Here is a 15057-nt window from a genome sequence, read left to right as displayed (position 1 = left end):
TCGAAGCCGTCGCGACAGGCCGCATCATCGCAATCATTGCGGGGGCGGACAAGGCGGTCATTGCTCGGGCACGGCCTGGCCGACGCCGCCCTCGGCCGCGGCGCGGGGCTTGGGATTGCGCGGGATCGGGCGCAGGCCCACGCCCTTCAGCCACAGGCGGACGGCCTCCCAGTGAATGCCTGCGATGACCTTCAGCGTCATCAGCGGATAGGCCAGCGCGACGCGCGCCAGCGTGGCGTCCGACAGCGTCCTCCGCTCGGCAGTCTGAACGGTGGAGAGCATCGGGCCTTCAGCGTCGCCGACCGTGATCGACAGGTTGAAACCTCCCTCGGGCGGGCGGACACGAAAGGCGTAGCCGAGATCCATGTCCATGAAGGGCGAGACGAAGAAACGCTTGTCGCAGCCATGCTCCAGCCAGCCGTCCTCGGAGGGCCGCCCGACCTGGAAGGCGTAGTCGTGGCGGCCGCCGAATGTGTTGGCGACTTCGTAGAGTATGGCGTGCAGGCTGCCGCCGCGGTCGTAGCAGAAATAGACGCTGAGCGGGTTGAAGACGTAGCCGAGGATGCGCGGCATGGTGAGCAGCGCGATGCGCCCACTGGCGGGCCGGATGCCGGCGGCGCCGAGGGCGCGCTCGACATGGCAGCGCAAGTTGCCGCCGCTACGGTCGCCATGGTCGCGGTCGTGAAAGCTGAACAGGTTGAAGCGGTTGCGCGAGAACAGCCGCAGGCTGCCGTCGAGCGCGTCGATCTCGTCGAGGTCGAGAAGCAGCTGGAAGATGCTGTAGTTCAGCCGGTGGCGGCGCGGGCGAAGCCTGAGATGCATCACCGAGCCGGCATAGAGCGCGGAGAGGGTCTTCTTCATGCCAGCGCCCCCGCCAGGTCGGGCCGGGCCGCGGGGCTGCCCAGCGTGATGCGGCCAGATTCCTCGGCGACGTCCCATGGCCGGCGGTCGCCGCCAAGCTGTTCGGCAACGGCGAGACCCGATTGCAGGCCGTCCTCGTGGAAACCGGCACCGAAATAGGCGCCGCAGAACCAGGTGTTCTGGTTGCCCTGCAGCGACCACAGTCTTTCCTGTGCCGCGACCGCCGTCGAATCGTAGGCCGGGTGGCTGTAGACTTGGCTGTGGTAGACCTTCTTCGGGTCCGGATCGCGGATCGGGTTCAGCGTCAGGAACATCGGATTGTCGGCCGGAATGCCCTGCAGCGCGTTCATCCAGTAGGTCACCGACAGGTCGCGGCAGCGCTCGCCGTCGCGGGTGGCGGTGTAGTTCCAGCTCGACCAGGTGGCGCGGCGCTTCGGCATGACGCTGTCGTCGGCATGCAGCACCGCCTCGTTGTCGATGTAGCGGAAGGCGCCGAGCAGTTCTTGCTCCCGGGCCGTCGGCCGTTCCAGCATCTTCAGCGCGGCGTCGGCATGGGTGGCGATGACGACGTGGTCGAAGCCTTCGATGGCGCCGTTGTTGTCCTCGATCATGACGCTGTCGCCAAGCCGGCGGACCGTTCTGACCCCGCTGGCCGTCCTGACGCCGGCCGAAAAGGCGCGTGTCATCTTTTCCACGTAGTTGCGGCTGCCGCCGTCGACCGTCTTCCAGGTCGGCCGCGAGCCCAGGTTCAGCAGGCCGTGATTGTCGAAGAAGCGGATGAAGGCGCGGGCCGGAAAGCGCGAAACCTCGGCCGCAGGCGTCGACCAGATGGCCGCCGCCATCGGGTAGAGATGGTTGCGCCGGAAGGAGGTGCCGTAGCCCTTGCTGTCGAGATAGTCCTCGAGCGAGGTCAGGCCGAGCGTCGGCACGTCGCGCGGTGCGGTTTTGTAGAAGCGGATGATGTCGCGCATCATCGACCAGTAGGCGGGGCGCAACAGGTTGCGCTTCTGGGCGAACAGCCCGGCACTCGAGCCCGAATACTCGAAGGCGCCGTCGTCGAGCGAGACGGCAAAGGACATGTCGGACGGCTTGGTGGCAACGCCGAGATGCTCAAACAGCGCCGTGAGGTTCGGGTAGGTCACCTCGTTGAAGACGATGAAGCCCGTGTCGACGGCGACGCCGCCCACATCGACGGTGTGGCTGTGGCCGCCCACCCGGTCGTCGGCCTCGAACAGCGTCACGTCATGCGAGCGGCTGAGCTGCCAGGCGGCGGACAGCCCGGATATGCCGCTGCCGACGACGGCGATCTTGAGGTGGCGGCGGGTTCCGTGGATGGGCGTGACGGTGTTCATGCAATGGGCGTCCTGGTGTCAGTCGGGTTGGTATACGGGCCGGTGCCGCCGGCGGATCAGTCGAGCGGTGCATTTCGTGACAACCGGTGATCCGCCGCAGGTGGAGCCACGTATCCGGGTGACAATCAGTTTCGCCCGCGCTCCGGGCGCGGGCGTGAAACAGTCAGGAAGTCTCCATGACCGCACTCCATCTGCTCGTCCTTGCCGCGCTGCTGTCGCTCGCGATGGGCAGCGCCTGGCTTTACGAAAGCCGGACCGGGAAATCCGGCTGGGTCGACGTGACCTGGTCGGCGGCGGTGGGGGCGGTCGGCGTGGTTGCCGCGCTGCTGCCGTCGGCTGGCGCCGAGTGGTGGCGACAGGCGCTCGTTGCCGTGCTGGTGGCGACATGGTCGGCGCGGCTGGTGCTGCATCTGGCGCGGCGCACGCTGAGGCACGGCTTCGATCCGCGCTACCAGGCGCTGCGGCGCGAATGGGGCGAGGGGGCGGAGCTGCGCATGTTCGGCTTCCTGCAGAGCCAGGCGGCTGCAGGCTTCGTGCTGGTGCTTGCCGTCTATGTCGCGGCGCGCAATGCGGCGCCTGACCTGCGCCTGCAGGACATCCTGGCGCTGGCGCTGTTTGCCGCCGCGGTTGCCGGCGAGGCGATTGCCGACCACCAGATGCAGCGCTTCCGCGACGACGAGGCCAACAGGGGCAAGATCATGGATCGGGGCCTGTGGGCTCTGTCTCGTCACCCCAACTATTTCTTCGAATGGCTCGGATGGGTTGCCTATCCGCTGGTCGCGATCGGCATTGCCGGCGGCTACTGGCAGGGCTGGCTGGCGCTGCTCGCGCCGCTGCTGATGTATTATCTGCTGGTCAGGGTGTCGGGCATCCCGCCGCTCGAAAAGCACATGGAAGAGACGCGCGGTCAGGCATTCGAGGACTACAAGCGGCGGGTGAGGGCCTTCTGGCCGATCCCGCGCTCGGCCGAGGATGCGCGGTGAGCTACGCCGCTGCCTATGACCGACTGGTCGCCCATCCGGATCCGCTGGCGCGCGCCAGCAATGCTCTCGCGCTGATCGTCGCTGCAAGCCAGCCCTTCTATCCGGTCTATGTTTGGTGGATCGCTGGGCCGGCCGCCTGGCCGACGCTGTTCACGCTGCTGACGACGCCGATCTTTCTCGCCGTTCCCTTCCTGTCGCGCCGCCACGCGCTGGCCGGCCGGGCGCTGCTGCCGGTTGCCGGCATCGCCAACACGACGATGACCGCATTGCTGATGCCGCCCGGAACGGGTGTCCTGTTGTTTCTCGGGCCGGTGCTGATGATCGCGACGCTGCAGTTCCGGCGCGGCGAGACCTGGCTCGGCCTGTTGCTCGCGGCGCTGGCGGGCGCCGCCTGGCTCGCCGTCGGGGCACTCGATCCGTCAGGCGTCGTCGCCATGCCGGCGGACGTGCTGGCGCGGCTGCTGACGCTCAACGCGGTCAGCGCCGGGTCGCTGCTCGTCATTGTCGGGTTGCAGTTTTCCGCCGCGCGGGAAGCCTGAAGCGCGTCAGCGGCCCAAGATGCCGGTGGCGAGATAGCCGGCGGTGGCCGCCATCGCCGTGGCGAAGGTGCCCCAGGCGATATCGACGGCCGACAGCGCCGTGCTCCAGTTCTTCAGCGTCGCCTGGTTGGTGAGGTCGTAGGTTGCGTAGGCGAAGAAGCCGAACAACGCGCCATAGACGAGCGCTGTCGTCCAGCGGCCGTCGTCGAGCGCCGGCGAGATGGCGAAGATCATGATGCCGACGAGGTAGAGAAAGTAGAAGACCACAGCCGGCGCCATGCGGAAGCCCTCGAGCGCGGCGTCGCCCATGACCGGCTTGTAGAAGGTAGGCCCCATCTTCGACAGCCACAGCGCATCGAGCACGAGAAAGGCGAGGCCGGTGGCGGCATAGGCGACGAGGTAGGTCTTCACGGGGCATTCTCCATCCAGGGGACGTGTTTGGAGGGAATACGGGCGCGGGCGGGGATTGGATCACCGGGGGGTGGGGCTGCGGTCGAGCGGGAACGGCGGCGGAAGGCGCTTTCCGCGGAAATCTCGACGTTTGGAAGGAAGTGGCTCCCCGAGCAGGGCTCGAACCTGCGACAATTCGATTAACAGTCGAATGCTCTACCAACTGAGCTATCGGGGAACAGGGCTCGCGTGAGCGAGGGCTGCCTATAGCAAACCATTTTCGGCTTTGCAAAGAGGCGACAACCTTTTTTTCGCCTTTTGTTTTGCGTCCCTACTCGCAAAGGCCGTGGCCGGGCATCATATCCCACGATATGGGGCGCGGATGCGCCCGATCCAAGGCTTTAGCGAAGGCGGACGGCGGCAGCGTGCAGAAAGAACCACCCGTGATCGACGAGGCCGAGCCCGCCGAGATGCCACGCCGGCGCACGATCAACGTCTTCGGACGCAAGATCGGCATCCCGGCTTCGCGCGCGGCGCGAATCTCGCTCGGCGTCACGCTGGTGCTGTGCGGCACGCTCGGCTTCCTGCCGGTGCTCGGTTTCTGGATGATTCCGCTCGGACTGCTTGTCCTGTCGCACGACCATTCCGGGATCAGGCGGCTCAGAAGGCGCGGCGCGGTGCGCTGGGGCAAGCGGTGGCGCAGGAACCCGTAGTCAGCCCGAAAGGCTCGCGAGAGACCGTTCGATGTTGCGGCGCGCCGGCGCCTCGAGATTCTGCCTGAACGTATCGGTCAGATAGAGGCGGGGACGCTCCGCGAAGCGGCGCAGCACGCCGGCGCGGCCCTTGCGCCAGGCGGCGTCGTCCACCCAGGCATATTCGCGGCGGATGGCCTCCTCGTAGGCGTCGAAGGCGGCGGGCGGGGCGCCGAGGATCGACAGGTCCATGTCCAGAAAGAGCGCCGCGTCGCCAAAGCCTTGCGGATCGCCGGCCACCGGCGGCGTGTGGATCGCCGTCGCCTCGATCATTGCAACGATGCGCTCCAGCCGCGCTTCCGGCACGCGGCCGGCCAGCTTCTCGCGCGCCAGCAGGGCGCTCAGATGCTCGTTGTCGTTCCTCTGGCTGTCATAGACGGCGTCGTGAAACCATATCGCGGCCTCGACCGCCGCGGGGTCGTCGATCAGGGCGCGGTGCTCGCGCCAGAGCGCCAGCAGGGCCTCGACATGGTCGAGGCCGTGGTAGTGGCGGTCGGCCCCGCGATAGAGCACCGTCAGCTCTTTCCTGATGTCGTCATCGAGCAAAGTTTCGTTTTCCATGCCGGGCATTTTCGCGGTGAACCAATTTCATTTGATCGAGCACTAAGGAAAATTGAGTTCAATAATGCTATGGTGTCACCTATATCACCGTCACACGTAGCAGACCGACAACGGAGTCCGCCGATGAATACGCTGAGCGTGGCGCGCAGCCAGAGGCCCGAACCGATCGACCCGATCTGGGACGCGGTCAGGACGGAAGCCGCCGAGGCGGTCGACCGCGATCCGCCGCTGGCGACGTTTTTCTATGCGACGATCCTGAACCAGGGCAGCCTCGAGGAGGCGGTGATCCACCGCCTGGCGGAACGCCTGGCGCATCAGGACATCGGCGCCGACATCATCCGCCAGAGCTTCGAGGCGATGCTGAAGGCCAATCCGGAATGGAGTTCGACCGTGCGGGTCGATATCCAGGCCTATTACGACCGCGATCCGGCCTGCGACCGCTTCCTGATGCCGGTACTCTACTTCAAGGGCTTTCACGCCATCCAGACGCACCGGCTGGCGCACTGGCTGTGGAACGAGGGACGCAAGGATTTCGCGCTCTACCTGCAGAGCCGCTCCTCTTCGGTGTTCCAGACCGACATCAACCCGGCCGCACGCATCGGCAAGGGCATCTTCATCGACCACGCCACCGGGCTGGTGGTCGGCGAAACGGCGGTGGTGGAGGACGACGTGTCGATGCTGCACGGCGTGACGCTCGGCGGCACCGGCAAGGCGGGCGGCGACCGCCACCCGAAGATCCGCTACGGCGTGCTGATCGGCGCTGGCGCCAAGATTCTCGGCAACATCGAGGTCGGCCATTGTGCCAAGGTGGCGGCGGGCTCTGTGGTACTGGCGTCCGTGCCGCACAACAAGACGGTGGCCGGCGTGCCGGCGCGCGTCGTCGGCGAGACCGGCTGCGACCACCCGTCGCGCCAGATGGACCAGTTGCTGTCGTCGCAGAATCTCGACCAGGTGGCGAGCTTCGACATCTGAACCGGGCTGCGTTCGGGCGGCTTGCTTTCGCAGCGCTGCGTCGTGCGGCAGGGGCGGGCAATCGTCCTGTCGCCTTTACATCGCCATCCTTGCCGTGTCAGAAGCGCGCCGAACCCGCCAACCGGAGAGATGCATTGAAGCCGGACGAAATCCTCAAGCTGGACCGCTATTTCAAGCGGGTCTTCCAGAACCCCAATCTCGAGATCAAGGCCCGGCCGCGCAAGGAGGATTCCTGCGAGGTCTATATCGGCGACGAGTTCCTGGGCCTAGTATACAAGGACGAGGAAGAGGGCGACTACAACTTCTCGATGGCGATTCTCGACATCGACCTCGACTGATCGCGTGACGCCCGGGCGTCCTGCGCCGGCCGGCCGCTAGAGGCCGGTCCGCAACATCGCCGCCGCCTTCTTCCGCAGGGCGGCGTCCAACTCGCGCCACTCGCCGAGCAGTTCCTGCGGAAAGCGGTATGTCAGGCTGAGATTGTCGCCGACATGGACGTCGCGCTCGCAGGGCGCGAGCGATTCCACGGCACTCGCGCCGCTCAGGCAGCGCGCGACGAATGGCTCGCGGCCCGGCTCGGCCGCCACGGCCAGCACCTCGTTCAGGTAACCCGACTTTTCCGAGAAGCGATAGAAGGTGATGCCGGCAGGCCCCGGCTTGCCGGGCTTGACCAGCATCGGCGAATAGATCGGCGCCAGGCGACCGCTCATGTCGCGCGTCATCATGCGCTCCTCGAAGGAGAAGAAGATGATGCGGCGCGTCTCGCCGGCATGGTTGAAGTCGGCGCGCGCGGCGTCGGTGTAGCCGTCGAGCCCCGGCCAGCGCAGATAGAGGTCGAGGCGCGGCGCGGTGCCGTCATGGCGGGCGCGCTCGAAGCGGATCATGTTTTCGGGCGCCGACACGACGTTGTTGCCGATCACGATCTCGCGCAGCGCGGTGGAATCGGTGTGTCCGGCCAGCGCGATCGAGCGCCCGTACCATTTGCCCGCCGCACTGATTCCCGCCGACAGCAGGGCCAGCGCCAGGAAGGCGTAGAAGACCTTCATCATCAGCGACGAATCGACCGTGCGGAAGGTGGGCTCTTCCGCCCCCGTGGTGTGCGTCATCGCATCGCCCTCATGACCGGCATCGGTGTCCCCCTCCGGCACAGCCTGTCGCGGCACGCATCTTGCGAGGCCCCGTCAAAAGCGACTTTGCTTTTTCATGGTAAACGGATGGTAAAGATGATGGCGCTGGTGCCGATCTGCTTCACGTTTCTGGCCGGATTGACGCTGTGCGGGCTGGTTGGCTCGACACTGGAACTGGTGACGGGCCGCCGGGTGTCCTTCGGCGAGCCCTTCGTGGCCAACGGGCATGTGCTGCGCTCGCTGGCGGCGACGGCGGGGGCGGGGCCCTTCATGCTGGTCAACGAGGCGCTGGCCGCCTGGCGGCGCGAGCACGTGCCGACGCTGTTCATGCTGATCTGCATCCTGCTGGCCGGCGGCTGGGCCTTGGCGACGGGCATCGTGGCCGTCGACCTTGCGCAGCGCGCCGCCGCTCTCCTATCCTGACCGCTCCAGGGAAGGATTCTTGACATGCCGATCTACGCCATCGACGACGTCGCGCCGCATTTCGACGACCGCTCGAGCAACTGGCTGGCGCCCGACGCGACGCTGATCGGGAAACTTTCGATCGGGCGCGATGTCTCGATATGGTTCGGCGTGGTGATGCGCGGCGACAATGACGCGATCACCATCGGCGAGGGCAGCAACGTGCAGGAGCACACTGTGATGCACACCGACCCGGGCTATCCGCTGACGGTCGGGCGCGGCTGCACCATCGGCCACCGGGCCATCCTGCATGGCTGCACGATCGGCGACAACAGCCTGGTCGGCATGGGGGCGATCGTCCTCAACGGCGCCAGGATTGGCCGAAATTCGCTGGTCGGCGCCGGCGCACTGGTCACCGAGGGCAAGGAATTCCCGGACAACTCGCTGATCGTCGGTGCCCCGGCCAAGGCGGTGCGGACGCTCGACGAGGCGGCAATCGAAGGACTGCGGGCGTCGGCGGCGCATTATGCCGCGAACGGCAGGCGCTTCACGGCAGGGCTGACGGAGGTTGCCGACGTTCCTGCTGCTTCCGGCAAGGCACGGCAGGCCTGAAAAAGGCGGAGCCGGCCCCGGGGACAGGGACCGGCTCCTGGACCCGATCGTTGGGGACGGGGAGGTGGGGACCGACCGGGTTTTCACTGGAGGCCCCCTTGAGGGAGCCTCGATTCTTGCCTCGCCTAGTTGACCGAGCCGACCGCGACAGCGCTGCGGCCGTCGTCAATCGCGACCCAGGCGCCGGAGTTCACCTCCGACTGGCGCTTCAGGTAGCTGTATTCGGTATCGGCCCATGGCAGGACGCGCGTCTCGAGGTTGTCGAGAATGAACTCCCCGCGGCTGGTGCGCACCGTCAGCACCGCATGGCCGGCGCCGCTGCGCTGGCGCACCACGGTGATCAGGAGGTCGCCGGCCGGAACGCCGAGCGCCATCAGGCGGCGGCGCTTCTCCAGCACGTAGTCCTCGCAGTCGCCGACGCTCGTCGGATAGGACCAGAGCTCTTCCTTGCCCCAGATCTCCATGTCGGTGCGCGGCGCGACGGCCATGTTGACCGCGTTGTTGATCGAGACGATCTCGGCCCAGAGCGGCCGCGACAGGACCGTCGGCGCCTGGCGCGCCGTCTTCTGGCGGCACTCGATGGGTTCGCGCTGGCAGAATTCGTAGTGGCCGATCGGCTGGGTGGTACGTCCACCGGTATGCATGAATGCCTGTCCGGCATGAGCGCTTCCCCAAGCGCCGAGCCAGATGGTCACTGCCAGAAGCAATGACGTCCCCTTCTTTTGCGTCATAGCAAGTCTCCCCGTTCGAGGAGACAATGACACGGGTCGATTTATGTCACGCAAAGTTACGCAGTAGATGTTGAGTAAAACCTGCGTCTAGTTTGCGGAAAAGAAGACTAAAACATAAAACTCATTTGACTAAAATTTTAGCGATCAGGCAGTACGGGAAGCGCAAGCGTGCGCAGCGGTTGCGGCGCGACGCAGGCAGGTAGGTCGCGCCAGGTCATGAAAAAGGCCCGGCTGCAAAGCAGACCGGGCCTGACTGGAAGCTGAAGCGCCGCCCTTGCGGACGTCAGGAACGCGGGGCGCCGCTGAATTCGCTGTCGAGTGTCTCGGGTCGCTGGATGACGGCGAACTCGATCGCCAGGCCATCCTCGAAATGGCGCACGATCTGGCCGCGCATGGTACCGAGCGTGACCTGGACGCCGAGTGCTGGCTTGACGTCAATTTCGATCGCGGCGCCGGAGAGCGACAGGTCGATGATGCGGCACTCGTACTGGCGGCCGTCGGTAAGCTGCAGGACGCTCGTCGGATTGCGCGGCGCGACGCGCTCGTGGCGGCGGTCTTCCGGCAGGTCGAGTTCGTGCTTGTTGGCAAGCCAGGTCAGCTGGGCGGCCAGCTTGTCCTTCTTGCGGTCGGAGGCGACGACCGTCATGGCGAAGCCGTCCTGAAGGGTGCGCGTGACCACGCCCTCTACACGGCCGATATGGTCGATATAGGCAATCACCTTTTCGCCGGGCTGACCGATGCGGTCGGTGCGAAGCGACACGTTGCCGGGCGACATGTCCATCACCTGGCAGGGGTGCTCCGTACGATCCTCCAGCATGAAACGGCCGTAGATCTTCACGCGGACGCGTTGAAAATTACGCCTTTCAGCCGTTGACGGCGCATAATTGATCGCCGCTGACCTCATCGTTGCTGTATCCTCGCTGAAAGATCTTCGCCACGCACGAAGTGTGTCGAGTTCAGTTAGCCCCAAATAGGTTAACAAGGCGTAAGCCGCAGGCCCCGGAGGGGCTTCTTTCGCGGTTACTCCTCGCGACCGCCGTCGAGCACGACGAGGTGCCGAATGCGGCGCGAGCCGCCGATCTTGCGGCGTTCGCCTTCCGGTGGCAATTCGTTCGGCGAAAGCGCAGGCACATCAATCTCTTGACGGCTTCCGACAACCTGCGCCTCGCGATCCGGATCGATGACGCGAACAGACTCGATGTCGGCGGCCTCAACCGGATCGGCACCGAGCCAGAACGGCTTGGCGGCGGCCGACATGACACCCAGGCAGCGCGGATTGGCGACGCCGCCGTCGAGCGGCAGGATCAGCATTTCAAACGGGTTCGAACGGCCATTGCGGCTGATGCCCTCGAAGGCGATGACGACGACGGACTTGGTTTCGAAAACGCCGTGCGCCAGCCTCGCTACGAGGCGCTGGTCCTTCTCGCGCCACAGGGAAGGGAAGGAGAACCCCTTGAGCTCGCGGCCGTAGACGGCGCAGAGCCGCGTGCCGGCGAGCCGGAAGACGGCTTCGCCGCGGGTATCCTTCTCGAGGATGAAAGTGTCGGCAAGCAGCGTCTTGATGTCGGCCGGCTCGATTTCCGTGCGGGTGGGCGCCGGCCGTCCATTGCGCAGGCGGTTCCAGTACCGAAAAAGTTCAACCGATCCCTTCAACATGACAATACCTGGCTCCGCGTTCTGTTTCTGCTGTGCCATCGGTGAACAGAATCGCACCCTCCGATGACCTACATGCGGTCCGCAGCAGGATGCATGCCAGTCCGGTTTCGGGTTGTTCACGGCGCGGGTACGTTAAGGTTAACGAATGGTATACGTTGCGCGCCAAATGGGTCCGTGGCACACCAAATGCACGAAGTGAGCAGCACTTCAGTCAAAATCTTGGGGAGAGCAGGGGGCTCGACCAACCGTCCGAAGGAAACTTCGGACGGTTTTTCTTTTTGTGATTCGGGCAGGCGTCGGCTACAGGCCTCGCCATGACCAACACAGATGCCCCGCCGCCCGCGGCACCCGAACAAAGCGAACAGGAAGCGCCGCCGCCGCGCCGCGAGCCGGTGTTCAACCTGCCCCGGGTGGTGATGTTCTTCATCGCGGTGTGCGTCGGCATCTACGTGCTGCAGTTCCACGTCCTGACGATGGCGCAGGACTATGCCGTACTGATCCGGGGCGCCTTCATCCCGATCCGCTATTCCGGCGCGGTGCCCATCGACATCTACACCTTCACCAGCCCGGTCACCTATTCGCTGCTGCACGGCAGCTTCGCGCACCTTGCCGTCAACATGGTCTGGCTTGGCGCCTTCGGTTCACCGCTGGCAAACCGTCTCGGCACGGCACGCTTTGTCCTGTTCTGGGTCGCCGCCTCGATTGCTGCGGTGGCGCTGCACTACATGTTGCACATGCAGGACCAGTCGCCGCTGGTCGGCGCTTCGGGCGCGATCTCAGGCATGATGGGCGCTGCGGCGCGCTTCGGCTTCCGGATCGACCGCAGCTCCGGACGCGCGGCCTTCGGCGGGCCGGTGCTGCCGGTGCGCGTGGTGCTGATGTCGCGCGGCGTGGTGACCTTCCTCACCGTCTGGATGGTCATCAACCTGATTACCGGGCTGGTCGGCCTGGTGCCCGGGGAAACCAGCCAGATAGCGTGGGAGGCGCATATCGGTGGCTTTCTGCTCGGATTCTTCGGCATCTCGGCGTTCGACCGCGACCGGCGCCGCAGGGCCGCTTGAAACAGGCGCCGCGACCGCGGCGGCGCGGCATTTGCCACTCGTCACTTGAAATGCGGCCCTTCCGGTAGCACCATTGCTGCAATGATCGGGCAGACGCCCTGGAGGTGGGCGCCCGACCGGTTCAGGAGGAGGACGCCATGACGGTTAAAGCCATTCTCGAGACCAAGGGGCACGATGTCTTCACGCTCGGGCCCAACGAACCACTGTCCGAAGCCATCCGGATTCTCTCCGAGCACCGCGTCGGTGCACTTGTCGTCACCAATGGCGACCGCAAGATCGTCGGCATCATTTCCGAACGCGACATTGTGCGGGTGATCGGCAAGGACGGCGCAGCCTCGCTTGACCAGACCGTGCGCCAGGTAATGACGCCCAAGGTCAAGATCTGCAACGAGCACCACACCATCAACGAAGTGATGGAAATCATGACCAAGGGACGCTTTCGTCACCTGCCGGTCGAAAAGGACGGCCATCTCGACGGCATCATCTCGATCGGCGATGTGGTCAAGCGGCGCATCGAGGACGTCGAGCGGGAAGCCGAGGAAATCCGCAGTTACATCGCCACGGCGTAGCAGAAGGCGGCTGCCGCCCTTCAGGGGGCTGGCGGCAGCTTGCTCAGGCGGGCGATGAGATCGCGGGTGGCGCAGAATTCCGGCGGCTCGTCGGGATTTGCATTCTCGTTCGCGGCTAGCCAGCCCGCGCATTCCGTCTCATGCTCGCAACGGCTGCAGCGCTCGGTTGCGCGGGTTTCCACCGCGCCATGGCCGGGCAGGAGTTTCAGCTGCCGGTCTACGCCGAGCGCCTGCATCATGCGGTGCATCAGGCCGCCGGACGAAGCGCCGGAAGCCAGGAAGCCGAAAATTCCCATCATGCCGTTCCCTGTTTTGGGGGAGATTGCCATGCTGGAACATCGCCGCCTTGACCAGGATCAAGCGGGCGGGACGCTTCCTCACGCTCGCGCAGCCCCTCCGCCGGCCGACGGCCGGCGAAGGGGCCTTCTTCGACGTTACCTGTTGTCGAGTTGCGAGCGCACGAGTTCGAGGCCCCGGCGCGTGATGCGATAGGGCTCGCCACGACAGGAGGCGACTGCCTTCCTGCGCCTCAGCTTCCTGAAAAGCTCGAGGTCGATGCCTGGGTAACGCCAGCCGTCGCGGGTGCGACAGCTGACCTCGGCAATGCGCTTCTTGTGGTTCTTCTCGACTTCAATCCACCCGCCCTGGGCAAGCAGGTGCAGAACGCGTTGTTCGACGCGCGATATGTCCATTGGTGTAAGTCCCGGAAAGATGGCCAGACGGCCAAACACAGAAATCCGCCGCCGCGAGCGATCGCGGCACGGTGTTTCAGGTTTCCTGCCCTGCCTCCTGAGAGGTCAGGGCCTTACCGGGTCTCAGCGCTACTAAACATCCAATCTCCAAGGATGGGGACCTTTACCCCGGTTTGGCCTGCTGAATCCAGCCAGCGCCGCGGGTCTTGTCTCTCCTGGCGGTTTGGACTAGCGAAGGGGCGAACCCCGGACAGTCGCTCACGTGGCCGCACGTGAGCCAGAATGCAGGCCGCCATGCTCATCGATACACGCACACCCGATCCGAAACGCCTGATCCCCGGAGCCACCGGCGACTGGGAAATCATCATCGGCCTGGAGGTGCACGCCCAGGTGACGTCGGAATCGAAGCTGTTTTCTGGCGCGTCCACTTCCTTCGGCGCGGCACCCAATTCCAATGTCAGCCTGGTCGATGCGGCGATGCCCGGCATGCTGCCCGTCATCAACGAGGAATGCGTGCGCCAGGCGATCCGCACCGGGCTCGGGCTGAAGGCGCAGATCAATCACAAGTCGGTCTTCGACCGGAAGAACTACTTCTATCCCGACCTGCCGCAGGGCTACCAGATCTCGCAGTTCAAGCAGCCGATCGTCGGCGAGGGCACCGTCACCATCTCGGTCGGTCCCGACAAGAAGGGCGCGTTCGAGGACATCGAGGTCGGCATCGAGCGGCTGCATCTCGAACAGGATGCCGGCAAGTCGATCCACGACCAGAGCCCGACGCTCTCCTATGTCGACCTCAACCGCTCGGGCGTGGCGCTGATGGAGATCGTGTCGAAGCCCGACATGCGCTCGGCCGACGAGGCCAAGGCCTATGTCACCAAGCTTCGCACCATCGTGCGCTATCTCGGCACGTGCGACGGCAACATGGACGAGGGCTCGCTGCGCGCCGACGTCAACGTGTCGGTACGCCGGCCGGGCGAGGATTTCGGCACGCGCTGCGAGATCAAGAACGTCAACTCGATCCGCTTCATCGGCCAGGCCGTCGATTATGAGGCGCGGCGGCAGATCGCCATCCTCGAAGATGGCGGCAAGATCGACCAGGAAACGCGTCTGTTCGACCCCGGAAAGGGCGAGACGCGCTCGATGCGCTCCAAGGAAGAGGCACACGACTACCGCTATTTCCCCGATCCTGACCTGCTGCCTCTGGAGTTCGACCAGGCCTATGTCGACGCGCTGGCGGTCGGCCTGCCGGAACTGCCGGACGTCAAGAAGCAGCGGCTGGTCGAGAGCCTCGGCCTGTCGGTCTACGACGCGTCGATCCTGGTGTCGGAAAAGGCGATCGCCGACTATTTCGAGAAGGTGGCGGCAGGCCGCGACGGCAAGACGGCCGCCAACTGGGTCATCAACGACCTGCTCGGCGCGCTGAACAAGGCCGGCAAGGACATCGAGGAGGCGCCGGTCTCGCCCGAGCAGCTCGGCGAGATCATCGACCTGATCAAGGAAGACACGATTTCCGGCAAGATCGCGAAGGACCTGTTCGAGATCGTCTGGAACGAGGGCGGGAACCCGCGCGAACTGGTCGAGAGCCGCGGCATGAAGCAGGTGACCGACACCGGCGCCATCGAGAAGGCGGTAGACGAGATCATCGCGGCCAATCCCGACAAGGTGGAGCAGGCGAAGGCGAAGCCGACCATGGCCGGCTGGTTCGTCGGCCAGGTGATGAAGGCGACCGGCGGCAAGGCCAACCCGAAGTCGGTCAACGAGCTGGTGAAGGCCAAGCTCGGCATCGAGGAGTAGGTC

At 65.4% G+C, this 15057-nt stretch carries 20 protein-coding genes and 1 tRNA gene; 10 read left to right on the top strand and 11 right to left on the bottom strand.

What is annotated here, in order from left to right; all coding sequences use genetic code 11:
- Positions 1 to 57: 57 nt before the first annotated feature.
- Positions 58 to 861: a DUF1365 domain-containing protein gene (locus ACT2BZ_RS21840; protein ID WP_457937703.1), complete on the bottom strand. Its 804-nt coding sequence runs from the start codon at positions 859 to 861 to the stop codon at positions 58 to 60.
- Positions 858 to 2213: an NAD(P)/FAD-dependent oxidoreductase gene (locus tag ACT2BZ_RS21835; RefSeq protein ID WP_457937702.1), complete on the bottom strand. Its 1356-nt coding sequence runs from the start codon at positions 2211 to 2213 to the stop codon at positions 858 to 860. Before ACT2BZ_RS21835 ends, ACT2BZ_RS21840 begins: the two co-directional genes overlap by 4 nt.
- A gap of 176 nt (positions 2214 to 2389) precedes the next feature.
- On the opposite strand from ACT2BZ_RS21835, the gene ACT2BZ_RS21830 reads away from it, so the two are divergent.
- Both ACT2BZ_RS21830 and ACT2BZ_RS21825 read left to right on the top strand, forming a co-directional pair.
- Positions 2390 to 3196 (top strand): DUF1295 domain-containing protein, encoded by an 807-nt coding sequence (locus ACT2BZ_RS21830; protein ID WP_457937700.1) that lies wholly within the window; start codon positions 2390 to 2392, stop codon positions 3194 to 3196.
- The gene (locus ACT2BZ_RS21825; protein ID WP_457937699.1) at positions 3193 to 3735 is read left to right on the top strand and encodes a hypothetical protein; all 543 of its coding nucleotides are present in this window, start codon (positions 3193 to 3195) and stop codon (positions 3733 to 3735) included. Before ACT2BZ_RS21830 ends, ACT2BZ_RS21825 begins: the two co-directional genes overlap by 4 nt.
- Before the next feature lie 6 nt (positions 3736 to 3741).
- Here ACT2BZ_RS21825 and ACT2BZ_RS21820 read toward each other — a convergent pair whose 3' ends face one another.
- Positions 3742 to 4146 carry a DUF2177 family protein gene (locus ACT2BZ_RS21820; RefSeq protein WP_457937698.1) on the bottom strand — a complete coding sequence of 135 codons (405 nt, stop codon included), beginning with the start codon at positions 4144 to 4146 and terminating at the stop codon, positions 3742 to 3744.
- A gap of 141 nt (positions 4147 to 4287) precedes the next feature.
- Positions 4288 to 4363 (bottom strand) — tRNA-Asn (locus tag ACT2BZ_RS21815).
- A 232-nt stretch (positions 4364 to 4595) separates the two neighbouring features.
- On the opposite strand from ACT2BZ_RS21815, the gene ACT2BZ_RS21810 reads away from it, so the two are divergent.
- Complete coding sequence (locus tag ACT2BZ_RS21810) at positions 4596 to 4838, top strand: hypothetical protein (RefSeq protein ID WP_457941412.1); 243 nt, start codon at positions 4596 to 4598, stop codon at positions 4836 to 4838.
- Here ACT2BZ_RS21810 and ACT2BZ_RS21805 read toward each other — a convergent pair whose 3' ends face one another.
- Positions 4839 to 5438: an HD domain-containing protein gene (locus ACT2BZ_RS21805; protein WP_457937697.1), complete on the bottom strand. Its 600-nt coding sequence runs from the start codon at positions 5436 to 5438 to the stop codon at positions 4839 to 4841.
- Positions 5439 to 5561: 123 nt separating this feature from the next.
- Here ACT2BZ_RS21805 and cysE point away from each other — a divergent pair, with 123 nt between their 5' ends.
- Positions 5562 to 6410 (top strand): serine O-acetyltransferase, encoded by an 849-nt coding sequence (cysE, locus tag ACT2BZ_RS21800; RefSeq protein ID WP_457937696.1) that lies wholly within the window; start codon positions 5562 to 5564, stop codon positions 6408 to 6410.
- A 134-nt stretch (positions 6411 to 6544) separates the two neighbouring features.
- Positions 6545 to 6748 carry a DUF3126 family protein gene (locus ACT2BZ_RS21795; RefSeq protein ID WP_457937695.1) on the top strand — a complete coding sequence of 68 codons (204 nt, stop codon included), beginning with the start codon at positions 6545 to 6547 and terminating at the stop codon, positions 6746 to 6748.
- Positions 6749 to 6784: 36 nt separating this feature from the next.
- Here the strand turns inward: ACT2BZ_RS21795 and ACT2BZ_RS21790 are convergent, their stop codons facing one another.
- On the bottom strand, positions 6785 to 7516 hold the full coding sequence (locus ACT2BZ_RS21790) for a hypothetical protein (RefSeq protein WP_457937693.1): 732 nt from the start codon (positions 7514 to 7516) through the stop codon (positions 6785 to 6787).
- A 108-nt stretch (positions 7517 to 7624) separates the two neighbouring features.
- Between ACT2BZ_RS21790 and ACT2BZ_RS21785 the strand changes: the two genes are divergently transcribed.
- On the top strand, positions 7625 to 7960 hold the full coding sequence (locus ACT2BZ_RS21785; protein ID WP_457937691.1) for a DUF6949 family protein: 336 nt from the start codon (positions 7625 to 7627) through the stop codon (positions 7958 to 7960).
- Between the two features lie 24 nt (positions 7961 to 7984).
- Positions 7985 to 8551, top strand: a complete 567-nt coding sequence (locus ACT2BZ_RS21780) for a gamma carbonic anhydrase family protein (RefSeq protein ID WP_457937690.1) — start codon at positions 7985 to 7987, stop codon at positions 8549 to 8551.
- Positions 8552 to 8676: 125 nt separating this feature from the next.
- Here the strand turns inward: ACT2BZ_RS21780 and ACT2BZ_RS21775 are convergent, their stop codons facing one another.
- The 3 genes from ACT2BZ_RS21775 to ACT2BZ_RS21765 form a co-directional block, all read right to left on the bottom strand.
- Entirely contained in the window at positions 8677 to 9282 is a 606-nt protein-coding gene (locus ACT2BZ_RS21775; RefSeq protein WP_457937688.1) for a transglutaminase-like cysteine peptidase, read from the bottom strand.
- 283 nt (positions 9283 to 9565) lie between these two features.
- The gene (locus tag ACT2BZ_RS21770) at positions 9566 to 10186 is read right to left on the bottom strand and encodes a PilZ domain-containing protein (RefSeq protein WP_457937686.1); all 621 of its coding nucleotides are present in this window, start codon (positions 10184 to 10186) and stop codon (positions 9566 to 9568) included.
- A 116-nt stretch (positions 10187 to 10302) separates the two neighbouring features.
- On the bottom strand, positions 10303 to 10938 hold the full coding sequence (locus tag ACT2BZ_RS21765) for a PAS domain-containing protein (protein WP_457937685.1): 636 nt from the start codon (positions 10936 to 10938) through the stop codon (positions 10303 to 10305).
- Between the two features lie 314 nt (positions 10939 to 11252).
- Here ACT2BZ_RS21765 and ACT2BZ_RS21760 point away from each other — a divergent pair, with 314 nt between their 5' ends.
- Both ACT2BZ_RS21760 and ACT2BZ_RS21755 read left to right on the top strand, forming a co-directional pair.
- The gene (locus ACT2BZ_RS21760; RefSeq protein WP_457937684.1) at positions 11253 to 11999 is read left to right on the top strand and encodes a rhomboid family intramembrane serine protease; all 747 of its coding nucleotides are present in this window, start codon (positions 11253 to 11255) and stop codon (positions 11997 to 11999) included.
- Positions 12000 to 12136: 137 nt separating this feature from the next.
- Positions 12137 to 12568, top strand: coding sequence for a CBS domain-containing protein (locus ACT2BZ_RS21755; RefSeq protein WP_457937683.1), 432 nt, complete (start codon positions 12137 to 12139; stop codon positions 12566 to 12568).
- 20 nt (positions 12569 to 12588) lie between these two features.
- Here the strand turns inward: ACT2BZ_RS21755 and ACT2BZ_RS21750 are convergent, their stop codons facing one another.
- A complete protein-coding gene (locus ACT2BZ_RS21750; RefSeq protein ID WP_457937682.1) occupies positions 12589 to 12867 on the bottom strand; it encodes a DUF6455 family protein in 279 nt (92 codons plus the stop codon).
- Between the two features lie 135 nt (positions 12868 to 13002).
- Complete coding sequence (locus ACT2BZ_RS21745; protein WP_457937680.1) at positions 13003 to 13260, bottom strand: YjhX family toxin; 258 nt, start codon at positions 13258 to 13260, stop codon at positions 13003 to 13005.
- Between the two features lie 294 nt (positions 13261 to 13554).
- Here ACT2BZ_RS21745 and gatB point away from each other — a divergent pair, with 294 nt between their 5' ends.
- On the top strand, positions 13555 to 15054 hold the full coding sequence (gene gatB / locus ACT2BZ_RS21740) for an Asp-tRNA(Asn)/Glu-tRNA(Gln) amidotransferase subunit GatB (protein WP_457937679.1): 1500 nt from the start codon (positions 13555 to 13557) through the stop codon (positions 15052 to 15054).
- The last annotated feature ends 3 nt before the right edge of the window (positions 15055 to 15057 follow it).

Source organism: Mesorhizobium sp. 10J20-29 (assembly GCF_054130485.1).
This window is presented reverse-complemented; position numbering and strand designations above follow the sequence as displayed.

What these genes read in the sequence shown, in the direction of transcription:
- ACT2BZ_RS21840 (WP_457937703.1), bottom strand. Translation starts at nt 861, where the DNA reads ATGAAGAAGACCCTCTCCGCGCTCTATGCCGGCTCGGTGATGCATCTC.
- ACT2BZ_RS21835 (WP_457937702.1), bottom strand. Translation starts at nt 2,213, where the DNA reads ATGAACACCGTCACGCCCATCCACGGAACCCGCCGCCACCTCAAGATC.
- ACT2BZ_RS21830 (WP_457937700.1), top strand. Translation starts at nt 2,390, where the DNA reads ATGACCGCACTCCATCTGCTCGTCCTTGCCGCGCTGCTGTCGCTCGCG.
- ACT2BZ_RS21810 (WP_457941412.1), top strand. Translation starts at nt 4,596, where the DNA reads ATGCCACGCCGGCGCACGATCAACGTCTTCGGACGCAAGATCGGCATC.
- ACT2BZ_RS21805 (WP_457937697.1), bottom strand. Translation starts at nt 5,438, where the DNA reads ATGGAAAACGAAACTTTGCTCGATGACGACATCAGGAAAGAGCTGACG.
- cysE (WP_457937696.1), top strand. Translation starts at nt 5,562, where the DNA reads ATGAATACGCTGAGCGTGGCGCGCAGCCAGAGGCCCGAACCGATCGAC.
- ACT2BZ_RS21790 (WP_457937693.1), bottom strand. Translation starts at nt 7,516, where the DNA reads ATGACGCACACCACGGGGGCGGAAGAGCCCACCTTCCGCACGGTCGAT.
- ACT2BZ_RS21785 (WP_457937691.1), top strand. Translation starts at nt 7,625, where the DNA reads ATGGTAAAGATGATGGCGCTGGTGCCGATCTGCTTCACGTTTCTGGCC.
- ACT2BZ_RS21780 (WP_457937690.1), top strand. Translation starts at nt 7,985, where the DNA reads ATGCCGATCTACGCCATCGACGACGTCGCGCCGCATTTCGACGACCGC.
- ACT2BZ_RS21775 (WP_457937688.1), bottom strand. Translation starts at nt 9,282, where the DNA reads ATGACGCAAAAGAAGGGGACGTCATTGCTTCTGGCAGTGACCATCTGG.
- ACT2BZ_RS21770 (WP_457937686.1), bottom strand. Translation starts at nt 10,186, where the DNA reads ATGAGGTCAGCGGCGATCAATTATGCGCCGTCAACGGCTGAAAGGCGT.
- ACT2BZ_RS21765 (WP_457937685.1), bottom strand. Translation starts at nt 10,938, where the DNA reads ATGTTGAAGGGATCGGTTGAACTTTTTCGGTACTGGAACCGCCTGCGC.
- ACT2BZ_RS21760 (WP_457937684.1), top strand. Translation starts at nt 11,253, where the DNA reads ATGACCAACACAGATGCCCCGCCGCCCGCGGCACCCGAACAAAGCGAA.
- ACT2BZ_RS21755 (WP_457937683.1), top strand. Translation starts at nt 12,137, where the DNA reads ATGACGGTTAAAGCCATTCTCGAGACCAAGGGGCACGATGTCTTCACG.
- ACT2BZ_RS21750 (WP_457937682.1), bottom strand. Translation starts at nt 12,867, where the DNA reads ATGATGGGAATTTTCGGCTTCCTGGCTTCCGGCGCTTCGTCCGGCGGC.
- ACT2BZ_RS21745 (WP_457937680.1), bottom strand. Translation starts at nt 13,260, where the DNA reads ATGGACATATCGCGCGTCGAACAACGCGTTCTGCACCTGCTTGCCCAG.
- gatB (WP_457937679.1), top strand. Translation starts at nt 13,555, where the DNA reads ATGCTCATCGATACACGCACACCCGATCCGAAACGCCTGATCCCCGGA.